This is a genomic window from Streptococcus cameli (assembly GCF_053207365.1).
This window is the reverse complement of sequence record NZ_JBRUIM010000001.1, coordinates 613,828-631,175: the sequence shown is the minus strand read 5'-3', so window position 1 is coordinate 631,175 and position 17,348 is coordinate 613,828. Positions and strand designations below refer to the sequence as shown.

Annotated in this window: 17 protein-coding genes; all 17 read right to left on the bottom strand. The window is 39.9% G+C overall.

Features of this window, described 5'->3' with window-relative positions; genetic code table 11:
• Positions 1–31: 31 nt before the first annotated feature.
• The gene (locus ACVR1I_RS03210; protein ID WP_447443003.1) at positions 32–985 is read right to left on the bottom strand and encodes a glycosyltransferase family 2 protein; all 954 of its coding nucleotides are present in this window, start codon (positions 983–985) and stop codon (positions 32–34) included.
• A gap of 7 nt (positions 986–992) precedes the next feature.
• Positions 993–2,522: a hypothetical protein gene (locus ACVR1I_RS03205; protein ID WP_447442602.1), complete on the bottom strand. Its 1,530-nt coding sequence runs from the start codon at positions 2,520–2,522 to the stop codon at positions 993–995.
• A 49-nt stretch (positions 2,523–2,571) separates the two neighbouring features.
• Positions 2,572–3,618, bottom strand: coding sequence for a dTDP-glucose 4,6-dehydratase (gene rfbB / locus ACVR1I_RS03200; RefSeq protein WP_447442601.1), 1,047 nt, complete (start codon positions 3,616–3,618; stop codon positions 2,572–2,574).
• A 106-nt stretch (positions 3,619–3,724) separates the two neighbouring features.
• The gene (locus tag ACVR1I_RS03195) at positions 3,725–4,228 is read right to left on the bottom strand and encodes a phosphoribosylanthranilate isomerase (protein WP_447442600.1); all 504 of its coding nucleotides are present in this window, start codon (positions 4,226–4,228) and stop codon (positions 3,725–3,727) included.
• 2 nt (positions 4,229–4,230) lie between these two features.
• Positions 4,231–4,824, bottom strand: coding sequence for a dTDP-4-dehydrorhamnose 3,5-epimerase family protein (locus tag ACVR1I_RS03190; protein ID WP_447442599.1), 594 nt, complete (start codon positions 4,822–4,824; stop codon positions 4,231–4,233).
• A complete protein-coding gene (gene rfbA, locus ACVR1I_RS03185; RefSeq protein WP_447442598.1) occupies positions 4,824–5,693 on the bottom strand; it encodes a glucose-1-phosphate thymidylyltransferase RfbA in 870 nt (289 codons plus the stop codon). The genes ACVR1I_RS03190 and rfbA overlap by 1 nt, the downstream gene beginning before the upstream one ends.
• 108 nt (positions 5,694–5,801) lie before the next feature.
• Positions 5,802–6,596 (bottom strand): Nif3-like dinuclear metal center hexameric protein, encoded by a 795-nt coding sequence (locus ACVR1I_RS03180; protein WP_447442597.1) that lies wholly within the window; start codon positions 6,594–6,596, stop codon positions 5,802–5,804.
• Positions 6,586–7,269, bottom strand: a complete 684-nt coding sequence (locus ACVR1I_RS03175) for a tRNA (adenine(22)-N(1))-methyltransferase (RefSeq protein WP_447443002.1) — start codon at positions 7,267–7,269, stop codon at positions 6,586–6,588. Before ACVR1I_RS03175 ends, ACVR1I_RS03180 begins: the two co-directional genes overlap by 11 nt.
• Positions 7,269–7,949: a DnaD domain-containing protein gene (locus ACVR1I_RS03170; RefSeq protein WP_447442596.1), complete on the bottom strand. Its 681-nt coding sequence runs from the start codon at positions 7,947–7,949 to the stop codon at positions 7,269–7,271. The genes ACVR1I_RS03175 and ACVR1I_RS03170 overlap by 1 nt, the downstream gene beginning before the upstream one ends.
• An 8-nt stretch (positions 7,950–7,957) precedes the next feature.
• The gene (gene metA / locus ACVR1I_RS03165; protein ID WP_447442595.1) at positions 7,958–8,899 is read right to left on the bottom strand and encodes a homoserine O-acetyltransferase MetA; all 942 of its coding nucleotides are present in this window, start codon (positions 8,897–8,899) and stop codon (positions 7,958–7,960) included.
• 70 nt (positions 8,900–8,969) lie between these two features.
• On the bottom strand, positions 8,970–9,488 hold the full coding sequence (locus ACVR1I_RS03160) for an adenine phosphoribosyltransferase (RefSeq protein WP_447442594.1): 519 nt from the start codon (positions 9,486–9,488) through the stop codon (positions 8,970–8,972).
• Between the two features lie 99 nt (positions 9,489–9,587).
• The gene (locus ACVR1I_RS03155) at positions 9,588–9,728 is read right to left on the bottom strand and encodes a hypothetical protein (RefSeq protein ID WP_447442593.1); all 141 of its coding nucleotides are present in this window, start codon (positions 9,726–9,728) and stop codon (positions 9,588–9,590) included.
• Between the two features lie 146 nt (positions 9,729–9,874).
• Positions 9,875–12,073 (bottom strand): single-stranded-DNA-specific exonuclease RecJ, encoded by a 2,199-nt coding sequence (gene recJ, locus ACVR1I_RS03150; protein WP_447442592.1) that lies wholly within the window; start codon positions 12,071–12,073, stop codon positions 9,875–9,877.
• 156 nt (positions 12,074–12,229) lie between these two features.
• On the bottom strand, positions 12,230–13,777 hold the full coding sequence (cls, locus tag ACVR1I_RS03145) for a cardiolipin synthase (protein WP_447442591.1): 1,548 nt from the start codon (positions 13,775–13,777) through the stop codon (positions 12,230–12,232).
• A gap of 131 nt (positions 13,778–13,908) precedes the next feature.
• Positions 13,909–14,556, bottom strand: a complete 648-nt coding sequence (gene serB / locus ACVR1I_RS03140) for a phosphoserine phosphatase SerB (RefSeq protein WP_447442590.1) — start codon at positions 14,554–14,556, stop codon at positions 13,909–13,911.
• Between the two features lie 11 nt (positions 14,557–14,567).
• Positions 14,568–15,416, bottom strand: coding sequence for a hypothetical protein (locus ACVR1I_RS03135; RefSeq protein ID WP_447442589.1), 849 nt, complete (start codon positions 15,414–15,416; stop codon positions 14,568–14,570).
• 58 nt (positions 15,417–15,474) lie between these two features.
• The gene (gene ezrA / locus ACVR1I_RS03130) at positions 15,475–17,199 is read right to left on the bottom strand and encodes a septation ring formation regulator EzrA (RefSeq protein WP_447442588.1); all 1,725 of its coding nucleotides are present in this window, start codon (positions 17,197–17,199) and stop codon (positions 15,475–15,477) included.
• Between the last annotated feature and the right edge of the window lie 149 nt (positions 17,200–17,348).

Genomic DNA, 17,348 nt, shown 5'->3' with positions numbered 1-17,348 from the left:
CTCCTTTGTATTTAATATATTTAATTTTTGTTTAATATCCTTCTATATCATCTGTCCGCTTATCTATAATATAACGCGGACGGCACTTTGTTTCAAGATAAATTTTACCTATGTACTCACCAATAATTCCTATTGAAATCAATTGAATCCCTCCAATAAAAGAAATAATAGTAATTGTACTAGACCACCCTGAAACTGTATTTCCTATAAAATGACTAATAATACTCCAAATAATAAATAGAAAAGATACAAGTGATGTTATTATTCCCATTCCTGTAATTAAGCGAATTGGTTTTATACTTAAGCTTGTAATCCCATCAAAAGCTAAAGCAAGCATCTTTTTTAAGGGATAATGACTTTCACCAGCGATGCGTTCAAATCGTTCATACTCTACAATCGAATAATTAAAACCAACCAGCGGTACTAAGCCACGCAAAAATAGATTCACTTCAGTATATTCCGCCAAAGCTTTCAAAGCTCTTTTGGACATCAAACGATAATCTGCATGATTGAATATAATTTCTACACCCAGCTTTTCCATCAGGTGATAAAAATATTCTGCTGTAAATCGTTTAAAAAAGGTGTCAGTCGTACGTTTTTTACGGACTCCATAAACAACTTCTGCACCATTTTGATAAGCAATTACCATATCATTCATGCAATTTATATCATCCTGTCCATCACAATCGATTGTAATAACAATATCAGCATGTTCTTTAGCTTCCATCATTCCAGCAAGAACACTGCTTTGATGTCCTCTGTTACGAGATTGTGCAATCCCAATAATATGAGTATGTTGAGAGTACTCTTCAATAAGATTCCATGTGTTATCATCGCTTCCATCGTCGACATACATAATTCGACTGTTTTCTGATACCAATCCCTGAGAAATCAATTCTTGTAATTTTGCTAAAAACATTGGATTCGTCTCAGGTAATACAGTTTCTTCATTGTAACATGGAATGACGATGTATAAAATTGGCATTTCCAATCTAATTTCCTCCTAATTTTTTGGATATTTTTTCTACTTGGAAGCTAAAAGAAAATGCCACTACCGGGATTAACATGTATATGTAAGGGTATACATATCTGGCCTTTGCTTCCCAAAGTACGTGAAACAAGAACCCTCCAAGTAGATATAATAGTGGAACAAGATACAGGAAATTTCTCTTTTCAAGCGGTTGAAGAAATTGTATCAAAGCATATATAAGGGTTAACAAATAAATCATTCCTAAGAATACACTCATATATTTATTATAAATATGATAGTACGAACCTTCCATATATAAATTTTTTAATGTATCCGTATGTACAAACTGTTCACGTGTATGTAACGGTCCTGCATATATTGATTGGAAAGTCGGTTCATTCCAAATAGCTGACAGTTTTTTTGAGAAGAAGTTTATCGCGTATTCTCTGTCTGTTGAGAGTATCCTCACCCTGTCTTTCAAATCCTTGGCAACAACTTGTTCAACCTTTTCATCATCATAATTATTCCAAACTCGAATTAAGGTTGTATAAGCATCAAAATATCCTGGTGTTGCTGCTTTATCATTTAGCCCCATGACTACCCAAGCTGTCTGAGGAGGGAAGGTAATATTTTCTTGAATCTTCTCTTCGTAATAATGTTGAATTTTTCTATTTACAAAAAGATATAAAAATATTAAGAGCACCGGAAAAATAACTTTTCTTAGTTTAAATTTTTGAATGATTGAAAGAAATTGTAAAATGAGCAGGAGAACAAAAAATATCAAGTAGTTACTACGAAAAATACAGGCAGCAATCATAAACAAAATTGACATCATTGCAAATAGCAAATTCTCTTTCTTTCTATACTTTATGTACGCATAAAAAGCAAGCAACAAGCATAGCAAGCCTGGAATATCTCCATATAACCACAAAATTAAAAACAATGATGGTAAAAACAGATAAGATAATAAAATTGTAAGATTGTTTATTGTTTTGTTTTGAAATAGTAAATTTGCTATTCTCCAAAGCAGGAAGTGCGAACAATTAACCATCAATAACTGTAAATAAAATAAATATTTAGGATTAGTCGTAAAAGAGGCATAAACCCTAAACAAACTTAATAATCCCATCTGTGTAGGGAAAGTGGACATATATTTTGTTGCATCTATTTTATCAAAAGAAGAAAAATCCCCAGCATTCATTTCTAATGCAGCTTTAAACAAATAGTGTGGATCTGCTCTCATCAATGAATCAACATTTAAGATTAAATATGTTCCCAATCCTAAATAAACTCCAGCTAAAATACTAAACAGCGCCACAGAAGAAATTCTCTCAATTCCTTTTGTAATCAGCAGCAGTACAAATAGCAGTGTAAGCAAAGCAGTATAGAATTCCCAGCCATTTTGAAAAAAAACGACATGTTCCGCATTGTTCATATGGATATATCCACGCTCTTTTAAATTAAAAAAAGTGAGCAATAAAATAACTATTGAACTTAATAGAAGAATCGTTTTAAATGAAAATGCTAAAAAAATAGTTTGAATTTTTTTCATATTTATTAAAATAAGCCAGCACATCTATTCAGAAGTGCCGACTTCTAACCTATTTAATCACTTCTTGTGTCTTAGCGTATTTCGCTTCAACAGCTTCTTTTTCAGCCTTCCACCAGTCTTGGTTGTCTGTGTACCACTTGATGGTATCTTCGATACCTGCTTCAAAGTTGGTAAATTCTGGTGTCCAGCCTAACTCATCACGGAGCTTGCTAGCATCAATAGCATAGCGCAAATCGTGACCAGCTCGGTCTGTGACATGGTCATAGGCGTCTTTTGGCTGACCCATTTTTTCCAAGATCAATTCCAAAACTTCCTTGTTGTTCTTCTCGCCATCAGCACCAATCAAGTAGGTTTCACCCATTTGTCCCTTGGTCAAGATCGCCCAAACACCGGTTGAGTGGTCGTTGGTATGGATCCAGTCACGGACGTTTTTCCCTTCACCATAGAGTTTTGGCTTGATCCCTGCCAAGATATTGGTGATTTGGCGTGGAATGAACTTCTCAATGTGCTGGTAAGGTCCATAGTTGTTTGAACAGTTGGAAATCGTAGCTTTAACGCCAAATGAGCGTACCCATGCTTTTACAATCAAGTCAGATGCTGCCTTGGTTGAAGAGTATGGTGAACTTGGATTATAGTTGGTTTCCGCAGTGAATTTTTCACCTGGTCCTTCGCCATGACCTGGTAAATCTTCCCGAAGGGGAAGGTCTCCATATACCTCATCCGTTGACACATGGTGGAAACGAATGTCGTATTTACGAGCCGCTTCTAAAAGCGTATAGGTCCCAATGAAGTTAGTATGGATAAAGGGACTTGGGTCATTAAGGGAGTTATCGTTGTGGCTTTCTGCTGCATAGTGAACGATGGCGTCAGCCTTGGCTGCCAACTTGTCCACTAATGCTGCATCAGCAATATCTCCCACAACCAATTCAACACGGTCCCCGAGAATCTCTTCTAGGTTCGCACGGTTACCAGCGTAGGTCAATTTGTCCAGAACGGTCACATGAACGTCTGGATGGTTGTTGTATACGTAATGCACAAAGTTCGAGCCGATAAAGCCAGCTCCACCTGTGACGATAATGTTTTTAAAGGTTGTCATGATTTCTCCGAAAAATTGTATTTCTTTGTTCGTTTCTTTATAATGTCAAAAACAGTAAAGATTGACTTTATAGCGAAAGGTTTAAGAGTCCGACTAAGTGGACTAATCACTGATAGCTCGCTTCTTTCCCTAATGCTGTTTTAAGATAAGCCATTTTGACAAAATCTTTGCCATTGTTATTGTCTGTACTGTAGCTGTCTTTGGAGGAGGCCTCGTAGATGTTCAGGTATTGTTCTAGATTAGGCAAATAATAACGAACACCTTCATCTTCTATTTCTTCTAAGTCTTCCAGTTCTACACCAGCAAAACTCGGCAGAGAATGCAGGCCGCCAAATTCAACCGAACAGCCGTCCTTTTGGAATTCATGCTCATGGCGGTCAACCAAGTGATAGCCCAACTTTTCCATGAGGACATTGATTTCCTCAAAACGGTAAATACGCTCGTCATCTGGGGCATCCCAACCGCGAGGGTCACTTGGCACATGAATATCCAAGTCACCTGCTTGCCAATCACGTTTCGTTCTAACTTCAAGGCCAACGGATCCCATTAACAAGGGGGTAATGCCAATGTTATTCAGTTCACGCGCAATAGTCAAAAAGGCTTGATACATTCTTATAAATCCTCTTTTTTCAAGGGTTTCACATCTTTAAGCAAGGGGTGGTTTTTATCTGCTTCTGACACTTCAGCTTCTGCGAGGTTCTCCCATTCAATACCAAGACTTGGATCTGCATAGTTGACAAAGGCATATTTTGGTTTTAATTCCAAGGCCCAGTAATCATTGACCAGATAGGTGTAGGCTGCTTTTTCAGACAGAACTTGGAAGCCGTTGGCAACGCCGCGTGGTACGAAAATCCCTTTTGATGCATCGATAATCGTTTGGTAGGTGTTCCCGAAAGTCTCTCCCTCACGAAGGTCCACCCATGAACCGATAACAACACCTTCATCAGCGATAGACACGTACTTATCCCAAGGCTCAGCGTGCAAGCCACGCAAGGTGTTTTTCTTGTTAAAGGAAATGTTGTTTTGCAACTTGCCTTCGGCAAAGAAACTTTCTGGAAAGCCTAATGGCACCATCTTTTCTTTTTGGAAGTTCTCTTTGAACCAGCCACGATTATCCCCACGGACTGGAATATCAAATTCCAAGAGGCCAGGGATGGCATCAATCTTGCGGCAGGCTAATTCTTTATCAAAAAATTGTTCTGACATTAGGCTTCTCCAATCAAACGGAGCAAGTATTGCCCGTATTCATTTTTCTTCAGGGGTTGTGCCAATTCATGGACTTGCTCAGCTGTGATGTAACCCATGCGGTAGGCAATTTCTTCCAAGTTGGCCACTTGGACGTTTTGCAAACGTTGAACGGTTTCAATGTATTGCGCCGCTTCCAGTAAGCTCTCATGTGTACCCGTATCCAACCAGGCAAAGCCACGTCCCATGAGCTCCACAGAGAGATCTCCGCGGTCAAGGTAGGCCTTGTTGACATCTGTAATCTCCAATTCCCCACGAGGACTTGGTTTGATGTTTTTGGCAATCTCCACTACATCATTGTCATAGAAATAGAGACCAGTAACCGCAAAATTGGATTTTGGCTCTTCCGGTTTTTCTTCGATCGAGATGGCGTTCATGTTCTTATCAAACTCAACCACACCAAAGCGTTCTGGATCTTTGACTTGGTAGCCAAAGACAGTTGCGCCTTTGTCTTTTGACGCTGCCCGTTGGAGCATCTTGGTCAAGCCATTGCCATGGTAGATATTGTCTCCCAAAATCAAGCAGACACTGTCCTCACCAATAAAGTCCGCTCCGATAATAAAGGCCTGTGCCAATCCGTCTGGACTTGGCTGAACAGCATAAGAGAGGGAAATGCCCAATTCAGAACCATCTCCCAACATGTCCTCAAAACGTGGGAGGTCTTGCGGTGTTGAGATAATCAAAATTTCTGTAATCCCAGCCAACATCAAGGTAGACAGCGGATAATAAATCATGGGCTTGTCATAGATGGGCATGAGTTGTTTTGAAGCAGCACGGGTCAATGGATACAAACGTGTTCCAGAGCCACCTGCTAAAATAATACCTTTCATAGTTAATACCTTCCAAAAAAATAATCACTTCATTATACCATACTTCAGGAAGACTGTCATTTACAAGAAAGTGATTTCATCCGTAAAAAAAGAGGACAACTCCTCTTTTTATAGATGACGAAATGGATTGGTGGAAACAGTTGATGCAAGAACGTCTATGTCCCAACCTTCTTCTGCTTTCCACTGGCTTAATTTCTTGGCAATTTCTTTCACGAATAGAACTTCAATATGGTGTCCTGGATCAATACCAAGCAGCCCCTGCGTCAGCATTTCTTGACCGGTATGGTAATAAATATCACCAGTAACCAAGACATCGGCTTCTTTGGCAAGAGCATCTTTGTAAAAACTATCCCCACTACCGCCACAGATGGCAACTTTTTGAATGTATTGGTCTTTTTGGTGGGCATAGGTCACCAATCGAACACTATCAAGCGAAAAAATCTCTTTGATTTTTAGTGCAAATTCTTCCAAGGTTTGTTCTTCAATTGTTCCTACCCGGCCAATCCCATAACCAGGTTGCGTTTCATGTAAAATTTCCCGGTTTGTAATCTCCAAGGCATCACAGAACCAATCGTTCAATCCACCTTCTACTACGTCGATATCCGTATGGGAGACATAGACAGCAATATCATGCTTAACCAATTGCAGGTAAATCTGTGTCTGCAAATCATCAGAAACGAGGTTTTTCAATGGTCGAAAAATCGGTGCATGCTTGACAATGATCAAATCCACCTGTTTTTCAATGGCTTCTTGGACCGTTGTCTCACGTATATCCAAGGCCACCATAACCCGTGAAATCTCCTTATTAAGAGTTCCAATTTGAAGACCAGACACATCCCCTTCCATAGACAATTCTGGCGGACAGAATGCTTGGTACCGTTGAATCAATTGACTAGCTAACATGGAGGACCTCCTTAATCATGTTGATTTTTTCTTGAAGAGCTGCCCGGTCATCCGCATGACTCGTAGGAATACTCTTGAGGGCAACTTCTAGTTTGAACAATTCTTTTTGCCATTTGGCCACAAAGACAGGCGACTGCTCCTTGATTAAGAAGGGGCCAAAACGTTTTTCTTTTTCTGACAAGAACATTTCCCCTGGCTCAACCACTAAGATTTCATAGTTTTTTTGGTTTTCAGTCAAAATGGCTTCATGCACAATGGCAAAGCCATTTTCTTGCAACCAAACCCGCAATTCATCTTCTCGGTTATTGGGTTGTAAAATCAAGCGTTGCACCCCAACACGATTTTCCACATCAGTAGCCAATATCGTAGCAATCAAGCGCCCTCCCATCCCACAAATGGTGATGGTATCAATCTGGTCCTCTTTTTGGATAGCCGCTAACCCGCTGGCTAAACGAACGGCCACCTGATCAGAAAAACCTTCTTGGGCCACATTTCGCAAGGCAGATTGATAAGGGCCATCAACCACTTCACCTGCAACAGCGAAATCTATCTGATTTTTTTTCAGTAAAAAAAGAGGGAGGTAAGCATGGTCACTCCCTATATCTGCCAACCGTGCACCTTTTGGTACAAAGTCTGCTACCGTTTCAAGACGGCGTGAAATTTTATATTCCATCATATCAATTCGTCTTTCCAAAGATTCATGGCGTCCATCAAATCTTGCGATACGGCCACGTTTCTTGTCTGTTGGGCTTCTCTTTCAGCTTGCTTGGCTTCTACTTGATTAGGGCTGGTGATACCTTCACGACGCCAATTTCGTAAAATAGCTTGGATATAGCGCCAATTGGTTTTATTGCTAAAGACCGCTTCTCGTAAGGCCATGCGAATCAGATCAATAGAAGTATTTTCCTGGATCGTTTTTTGTAGGTCTTCAATCTCAAAAGGCGAGAGAAATCTGCCCAATTCCCGCTCAAAATCCGCCACCAATTCTTTCAGTTGGTTGGTTGGCTTTTCAGGAACTGCTACTTCCTTTGGTTGCATGAGCTGGTCCAGCTTTTCAAAAGCTGGCATGGCGTCCCAAATCATTTCAATCTCACCAGCTAATTCAATCGTTTTAAACTCCAAAAGCCCTGCTTCTTGCAAACTTTCGATAGACCGATTGACCTCTGCTGTGCTTTTCCCAATAGCCTGTGAAATATGGCTCGGTGCAATGTCGTCCAATTTACTGGTATTTTGAAAATAGAAAAATTGCCAGACCAAAAAATCATCGGCTGATGCAAATAAATCCTTAAAATGATACAAGAAGGCACTTGGGAGTACCAAGTGACCTGATTGGTATTGTTGTGAAATCGTCATAATTCCTCTTACAAACTAGCTGATAGCGAAGAAAGTTCCACCATATTCCAGTCATATGGTGTCTCTTGGTATACAGCGTAGTTAATCCAATTGTTGATAAATTGTGCTGCGGGTAAATTCCAAGTGAGAGCTGGACGTGTCGTCGGATCATCCTGTTTGAAATAATTTTCAGGAACATGAGGATTCTTACCGGCATCCAAGTCTCGTTGGTACTCTCTTGCAAGTGTATCCCGATCATACTCAAGGTGACCAAAGCTATAGACTTCTCGCAGATCCTTACTGGCAATAATCGACAAGCCCACATCTTCACCACTAGAAATAATTTCAATGTCCGCTAAATCTACAATATCCGATGCACAAACTTCTGTATAACGCGAATGAGGTGCCGAAAAGGCATCGTCAAATCCACGCATCAAAAGGCTATCTGTCTTGACGACATCCTGCCAATAAACACCAGAGAGCTTGCGAGACATAGACGTTTTGTTTACACCATGACGGGCATACAAGCCTGCTTGAGCGCCCCAGCAAATGTGCAAGGTAGAATAAACATGTTCCTTAGACCATTCAAACACTTGGAGCAATTCTGGCCAGTAATCCACTTCCTCAAAAGGCAGATTCTCCACTGGCGCACCTGTCACAATCAAGCCATCAAAGAAACGCTCTTTGACTTGGTCGAAGGTCTTATAAAATTCTTCAAGATGGGCTTCATGGGTATTTTTCGACCGGTGACTGGCCATATGTAAAAACTCAACTTCCAGCTGAAGTGGGGTATTGGCTAGCAAACGCAGCAACTGGGTCTCTGTCACAATCTTTTGAGGCATGAGGTTCAGTATCAGGATATTTAGCGGGCGAATATCTTGGTGTTGGGCTCGATTATCGTCCATGACAAAGATATTCTCGGTCCGCAATACCTCAACAGCTGGCAAAGATTTTTCAATTTTTATTGGCATGCATTTCTCCTAATTCACGTATCTCTCCGTCCGCTTACAGGGAGGAAAATCTGTCAATAGTCCGTTTGAATTAACCTGGGAAGTTCATTAAAACTTTCATGTCGTAATCGCCAACAGCTTCACGGCCACCAAGACCATCCAATTCAATCAAGAAGGCGCAGCCTGCAACGACACCACCTAATTTTTCAATCATTTCAACGGTTGCTTTTACGGTTCCACCGGTTGCCAACAAGTCATCGACAATCAAGACACGTTGTCCTGGTTGAATGGCATCCGAATGCATGCACAGAGTATCGACACCATACTCCTTTTCATAATCCGCAGAAATCACTTCACGCGGTAATTTCCCTGGCTTGCGAACTGGAGCAAATCCAATTCCCAATTCAAATGCCACAGGACAACCGACAATAAAGCCACGCGCTTCTGGGCCAACAATCATATCAATCTCTTTGTCTTGAGCGTATTGCACAATCTCACGAATGGCATAACTATAAGCATTTCCATTGGCCATCAATGGGGAAATATCACGGAAGGTAATGCCTTCTTTTGGATAATTTTCGATCGATGCAATATAATCTTCTAACTTCATGTTTTCACTCTCTTTATTTTTTGTTTTACTTCTCATTATAGCATGTTTTGAAGAGAATGTACAAACTGGACCAATCAAAAAAGCACCATACGGTACTTTTTACAAATCATTATCTGGCATGGCGTTTGGATCAATCTTCATTACTTTTCGATACAAGAAATACATAACCAATGCGTGTTGAGAGATGAGGCAAAAGACCAACAGGATAAGAGAAGAGATTTCAATCGGAAACCAAGTCATGGTTTTCTAAATGATAGAGAAGCGGTCACATCTAATACAGCTATGTAAAAAATCTGTTTCTTGATGTATTTTCTCCGTTCAGGAGAAACACTGATTGGCATGTTCTATCTCCTCTTCCTTTCCATCGTTAATCTAGCAAATCTCTACTACTGGTTCAACCAATGATAAATTTCCTCTGGTGTGCCAAGCGCCATTAGCTCTTGGAATTTGACAATTTGTACCAGGTCTTGGTAAATCTGGCTCTCTGCAATCTCACGTTTCTTAGTGTCTTTGTTCACTGTCATGACCCCATCAGTGATGGTCACAAATTCCAACTCTTGGAAAATTTGAACCATCTTGACAACTAAAATATAGGGTATCCGAAGATAATCGGCCAGTTCTTTTAACTTATAACGCACATCAAATTCAGGAAACTGATAGATGGTCTTGTAAAACTTAGCAAATTGTTCTCTTGTGCCATATCCGGAAAGGTAGTACTCTTTTTCAATTTGATTTTTAAAATAGACAACAGAAAACGATTTGTTGGCAAACAAGGCTTTCAAATCCGCTGGATTTTCTGGAATTTTATCGAGGACAACAGCTTCTGCTTTTGTATCCAAATCTAGAATCGGCACACCGTTTGGCAAGGCAGCATTTTTAGACCGAATATCAAAGAGTTGAACTCCATCGACACGGGCATCTACTAGCATGAGTTGCAGGGTTGTCGCCCCGTTCCATTGGTTGACGGATAATTGAACCGCCAACTCTAAACCTTTGACCTGACTAAATTCTGTTGCTAGACTTCCCATGTTAAAAGCAACTACATCAATACTGGTATCAGCTTTCTTGATTCGTAGCTTCAAATGGGCATTGTTTTGTCCCATGGTTCGTGCTGACTCAACCACAAAATCCTTGAGATAAAAGCTTGGCTTACTATTGTCCATGCCAAAAGGAGCTATTTTCTGTAAGGATTTGACGGTATCAAGAGTTAAGGTTTGCAAGTCCAACTCTTCATCTAATACCAGAGGTGTCTTGCCAGCCATATCAATCGCATTGTCATGGATAAAAGCAGCAAGGACGCTAACCAAATCCTCCAGATGTTCAACAGGTAAAGTCATCCCCGCTGCTCCACTATGGCCACCAAAAGCAACAAACAAGTCTCTATGAGGATTAAGGGCTTCAAAAATATCAACAGCTTCAATGGATCGTGCTGATCCTTTTGCTAGACCATCTTGGATAGTCAAGACGATAACCGGTTGGTGCAATTCTTCCAACAAGCGGCTCGCCACAATACCCAAGACACCTGGATTCCACCCTTCTTTCGCTAAGACTTGAACAGGCAAATCCTTACGAATCATGGTTTTGGCTTCCTCATAGATGGCCTGTACAATCTCTTTTCGTTGAGTGTTTTTCTCGTCGACAAGCTGCGCAACTTCCCTGATTTCGTCCTCATCAAACCCGGTTAAGAGTTCAATGGCTGAATTGGGATCGTCCAAACGCCCCAAGGCGTTCAAGCGCGGTGCCATTTGAAATCCAATCGTCTCTTCGTCCAGCGTAGTAGCGTCAATCCCAGCTATGTGAAACAATTCTTGTAAGCCGACACGTTCTGTCTGTTTCATCAAGGAAAGACCATATTGGACCATGACCCGGTTTTCATCCGTCAGGGAAACCATATCGGCAATGGTTCCAATGGCTACCAAATCAAGTAGCTCTACTTGGACAGTTTCCAAAAGGGCACAAGCCAATTTAAAGGCAACGCCACATCCCGCTAAGTGTTGAAAAGGGTAATCGGCTTCTGGGTGTTCTGGGTGAACAATGGCATAGGCCTCCGGCAAGGTTTCGGGGAGAGAATGGTGGTCTGTCACCACTACATCCACTCCCATTTCTTGGGCATAGGAAATAGCTTCGTGTCCTGCCACTCCATTGTCAACCGTGACAATCAAGGACACCCCTTCTTGCTCAATAAAATATTTATAGACCGATTGGTTTGGGCCATAGCCATCTGTAAAGCGGTTTGGCAAATAGACCTGGCATTCGGCCCCCATTTCTTCTAATGTCTCTTTTAAAATGGAAGCAGAGGTCATCCCGTCAGCATCATAATCCCCATAAATCAAAATTTGTTCATAGTCTTCAATTGCCCGACGGATCCGCTCGACGGCCTTATCCATATCATGCAAGAGATAAGGATCATGTAGCTGGTCCAAACTGGGATTTAAAAAGGTTTCAAGGTCTTCTTTCGTTTGAACGCCACGCTCATAGAGCAATTGGGCCGCTAGAGTGTCTAATCCTTGTTTTTTAGCTATTTTTAGGTATTCTTGGTCTGATATAGTGGGCTTTATTTCCCAATCAAATTTTGAGGTAATCACATTTTTACTCCTTCAATTATCCTATCCATTATAACACGAAATCAGCCGTGGTGTTCAGTCAAAGGGTTTAGCGCATCGCTTTTTTACTGGAAACCATGCCTTGTCAAAGCTTCCAGCAAAATATAAAACAGCCTAGAAATTCTAGACTGCAAAATGTTATAACAAGGGATTAAAAATCGTAATCACAGCACCTGCCAAGCGTTTGTACCAAGGATAGGTCGCTTGAAAACTTGAGAGCGTCACCTGCATGGATTCCGCTATGGAATCATCAAAATCCTTGGCAATCGCCTCTAGAACAGGTTTATGGTTGTAGATATACAAGCCGCATTCGAAATTCAGGTAGAAACTTCTAAAGTCCAAATTAACGGTTCCAACAGAAGCTTTTTTATCATCGACTAACACGACTTTTGAATGGACAAATCCTGGCGTGTATTCATAGATTTCAATCCCAGCTTTTAGATAAGTTTCAAAATCCGTTCGAGCCGCCAAATAAGCAATCTGTTTGTCATAAATATGAGGAAGTAAAATCCGAACACGAACGCCACGCTTTGCCGCATAAACCAAGTTTTCCAAGGTCTCATCATCTAAGACCAAGTAAGGTGTCATAATGGAAATGGAATAACGAGCGGATTGGAACATATCTAGATAAACCCGCTTAGCCACCGCATCACCATCAAAGGGACTTTCTCCATAGCCAATAAAATAGGAGTCCGTTTCAATTTCGTCTTTTTCCAATGCTTTTAAATCACTAAGGTAGTGGGCATCCTCATTGCTATTTTTCTCATCATAGTTCCACATCTGTAAAAACATCATCAGAAAATTAGAAACAGCTTCCCCTTGAATCATAACAGCTGCATCTTTCCAATAACCAAACCGTTCAATCTTATTGATGTATTCATCGGCAATATTGACACCACCAGTATAGGCAACTTTCCCATCAATAATGGTAATTTTACGGTGATCTCGATTGTTTTGAACTGTGGATAAGGCTGGAATAATTTGTGAAAACACTTTGGCCTTAATACCGTATTCTTGTAGTGTCTTGTAATAATGATAAGGAAGGGTACTAAGAGAATTCATACCATCATACATAAAGCGCACTTCCACCCCCTGCGCAGCTTTTTCCTTCAAGACATCAAGGATTGAGTCCCACATATAGCCCAAGTCAACAATATAGTATTCCATAAAGATATACTGCTCTGCTTTTCTCAATTCCTCAAGAAGGCTTCTAAACCAAGCCTCTCCAGATGAAAAATAGTGAGCATCGCTATTGGTATGCAAAGGGTAGCCAATGTATTCACTCATATAATGAGCTAGTTTTAATTGATCTCGATCTTGTTCCGCCAGTCCATTCATTACTTTGGCAGGCGTATGACCATAATAACTTAATGCTTGCGCTTGTTTTTTAAAAGTTTTTCGGTACCGCCGTGTTTCAAAATTGGATTGGAGAATGAAATAGAAGAGAGCACCAAAAAAAGGTAGACCCACTACAAAAATAATCCAAGTTAATTTGAAACTGGTATTCATTGGGCGATTGATGATCCGAATCCCAACGATAATAGAGAAGATTTCCAAGACGATCAAAAAAGCAGGAAGAAGATTTGCAATAGATCCAACCACCCAAAAAATTGTAAAAATCGTAATCAAAAGCAGGAGCAAGACAATAATGGTTCGACTATATAAAATCCTAAAAACCTTTTTCATAATCCCTCACTAGTTTCTCAGTGTATTTGTAGTATTATACCAAAAAATGATGGGAAATAAAAGAAGAAACTACATCAGGAAATCCCCTCTGAGAGAGACACACAGATAAAAAAATAAAGTGCCTACACACTTTATTTTTTTATTTGATCGATGATTGAAATGACTTGGTATAAATCTGGTTCCGAAATCTGATAGGCGGCTTGCTCCCTTACGATTGGTTTGGCACAAAAGGCAATACCTACACCTGCCGCATGGATCATCGGCAAATCATTGGCCCCATCTCCCATCGCAATGGTCTGAGAGAGCTCCAAATGATTCTCAGCTGCCCATTTTTTTAATTGCTGAACTTTTACCTCTTTTGTCACAATCGTGCCAATAGCACGACCTGTTAAAAAGCCATCAACTACCTCCAAGCGATTGGCTTTGACATAATCAATTCCGATTTCTTGTGCTAAAGCGTCAACTGTTTCATGAAAGCCACCAGAGACTAACCCAACCTTATATCCCCGGTTATGGAGCTCATCAACTAACTCCTTAGCCCCCTTGTTGAAATGGATTTTTTCCAAAACTTTTTGAAAAATCGCCTCCGGCAAGCCTTTCAAAGTAGCCACACGTTCTGCCAAAGCTTCCTCGAAATCCAATTCACCTCGCATCGCTCGTTCCGTAATAGCGGCCACTTTCTCCCCGACACCAGCTTCTTCTCCTAAGAGATCAATGACCTCTTCTTGAACTAAGGTCGAGTCCACATCCATGACCAATAGACCTGTAATTTGTTTCATCTTCCACCATCCTAATCTGTCACTCTAACGATTTCAGTTTTTTTATCTTTTTTCTTCTTTAAAGCTGAAGGCAGTTTTATTTTATTGGACAAATCAATGCCAAATATTAGCTTAATAAACCACAGTAAAAATGCAAACACCAGTAATGGAATAATACAGGTCGTTACAATCAAGACTGCAATGGCATCAATCATATTGCTAAACTGAGCTTGCATCTCCTCCATTTTATCTGATAGAAATGCCTGCATAGAAGCCGTCATATTGGACCATGCGTTTTTTACTTCTCCTAACAATCCCTCTTTTGAGTTCACCTTTTTTTGAACAGCCTTATTTGACGACTCCAATTCTTTTATCGTCTGTTCAACAGTATTGGCATGAGTTCGCTCGATTTGCCGAGAAAGCGCAATACTAGACGGAATCGTTAAGAAGAAAAGGGCCGCAAAAACCAGTAATTTCAGCGCTAATTTTTTAATGGCTTCTTTTTTTAAAAAGACATTTGCTCCCAAACCCACCAGTGCTAGCGGAATTAACAGTTTAAAAGTCACCAATCCAGTTATACCAATCAGGTATTTTTGAATCCAGATGGCTGCAAAAACAATTAAGAAATACTTGGATAAGTCCGCTACTGTTTCAGAAAAAGCATCTCCTCCTGGTATCATCCCAACGCCAAAAGAAGTCGCTGCACTCGCAGCTGTTAATCCTGTCACAATTGTTTTCTTATCATCCAGATACTGGGCAGTATCCTGACCGATCTGTTTCACTAACGATGAATCTGCCACAACAAAGAAAGAAAATAAGGCTATCAGCAGAAACGAACCTAATAAAATCCATTCTCTGTATTCATCATAAACTTTTTTCATAGACTCTCTCCTAAAAATATGAAATAAAAGGTCTTCTGCAAACAGAAGACCTTCCTGATTAATAACGAATCGTTTCCCGGGTTTTTTCATAAGAATGAACAAAACGTTCTGTCACTCCAGGTTCAACCGTCTCTAAGGCAAATGAAATTTCTTCAAAAGCTGCCTCATAATCAAACTCTTTTTCAAAAATAGCTAGCGAACGATTAAAGGCCTTCTGAATACTTTCATCAAATGAACGGTAACGATTAGAGTATTGCAATAACTGTTCTGTCAATGTTGCATTTTGAACAATCTTATAGGCAACCTCTTCTAGTTCATGCATATCAAAAGTTGCACTTTCTAACAAGCGGTTTACAATTTCAATATTAATGCGATTGTAATCTAATTCTGATAACAAGGCTTCTACGTGGTCACTTGCTCTAAAGAAGGTATTGAGGAATTCATCAGGAATACCTGGCAAATTCCGTTTTTCCATATAGCGCTTTAAGGTATGGAGTTGATTGATGTATTGCGATGCTTTCTTACGTGCATTAGTTTCTGAGATTTCTTGTGACTTCAAGTATTCAGCTAAAACCAATTGCTCTTCTTCCATATCTTTTAACGTTGAATACGCATGTTCTAAGCGTTCTTTCAAAATAGAATAAGCAACTTGTGGCGTATCTAAATCCGCTAAACTTTCTGAAACAGTTTCATCTATTGAAGTAACACGATTTGTAAGTTGTTGAATACGAGATAATTTACTTTCAGCCAAGTGATAGGTTTTGTTCAAACGTTCTGCTTCTTGGCTTAAATTTTGTGTATTTCCAGCAATATGCGCCACAAACTTTGGTAAGGTATTACTAATCTTTACTGTTGCTTTGTGGGAATCAATTTCATTCGTAAAGACTTGATACAAATGATCAATTTCTTCTTGAATCTCTGCATTGGCTGCTGCTGCGGCGTCCAAATCAAAGGAAACAATCAAGGCTGTGTTTTCACGAATTGCAACACGAATATCTTGGAATTTCGATTCAATATTTTGTTCTGTAAAGAGATAGTTTTGTTCAACCAATTTGCGGTAACCAGATTCCAAATCTTCCAATTGATCTGGGAAAGACTGGTCAACTTTTTCAATCAATTCTGGAACACGGTCCATAATTTGATTAAGGGCAATCATATGCTCTTCAGTCTTGTCCAAGATTTCGGATGCCTCAATCGGGTCTCCTGAAGAATTGAGCATGACAAACTCTGAAAATTCAACTTCGATATTCTTGAGTTGCTTTTCCAATTCTGGAAGTGTGTCTCCAAATTTATCTGCATTTTCACGAACGGTATCCTGAAGATTATCAAACAAATCAAGTGCGTGTTTCACACGGCCTGAATTTTTTTCTTCTTGCGATTTTAATTCTTCTAAGCCATGGCGAATCGCTTGAATATCTTCTTCCACCAAATCAATCTGGCTTTCAATACTTTCGATCGCATTTTGTGCACTCACAAAACGAAATGTATTATTAAAAGCTTCTGCTTCAAAAATATGGTTCTCAATATCAGCAAATGAATTCAAAGATAAATCAACCCATTTTTGATTCCATTCACGGAAACTAACTTGACTCTGACCGATTAAATGAAGGTTTTTCACAGCCTCCACTTCTTCATTCACAGGAAGATTGAATAATTCTTCTTTTCGCTCTTCTAGAGCATCTAATCGATTGTCGTTTCGTTTGCGGACAATCAACCCCGCTATATAAATGATCACTAAAATAATCACGATTGCGACAATTAAAATAATTGTTCCTTTAGGCATGTAAGTCTCCTTGAATAATGTATTCTACTAGAAAATATCGTCTTATTATACCATAAACATTCAAAAAAGTACATATTTTGGTTAAAACTGTTTTATTGTTTTCAAAATCATTTCCCTTCGTCTCTATCCTATAAAAAAGGAAAAATAAG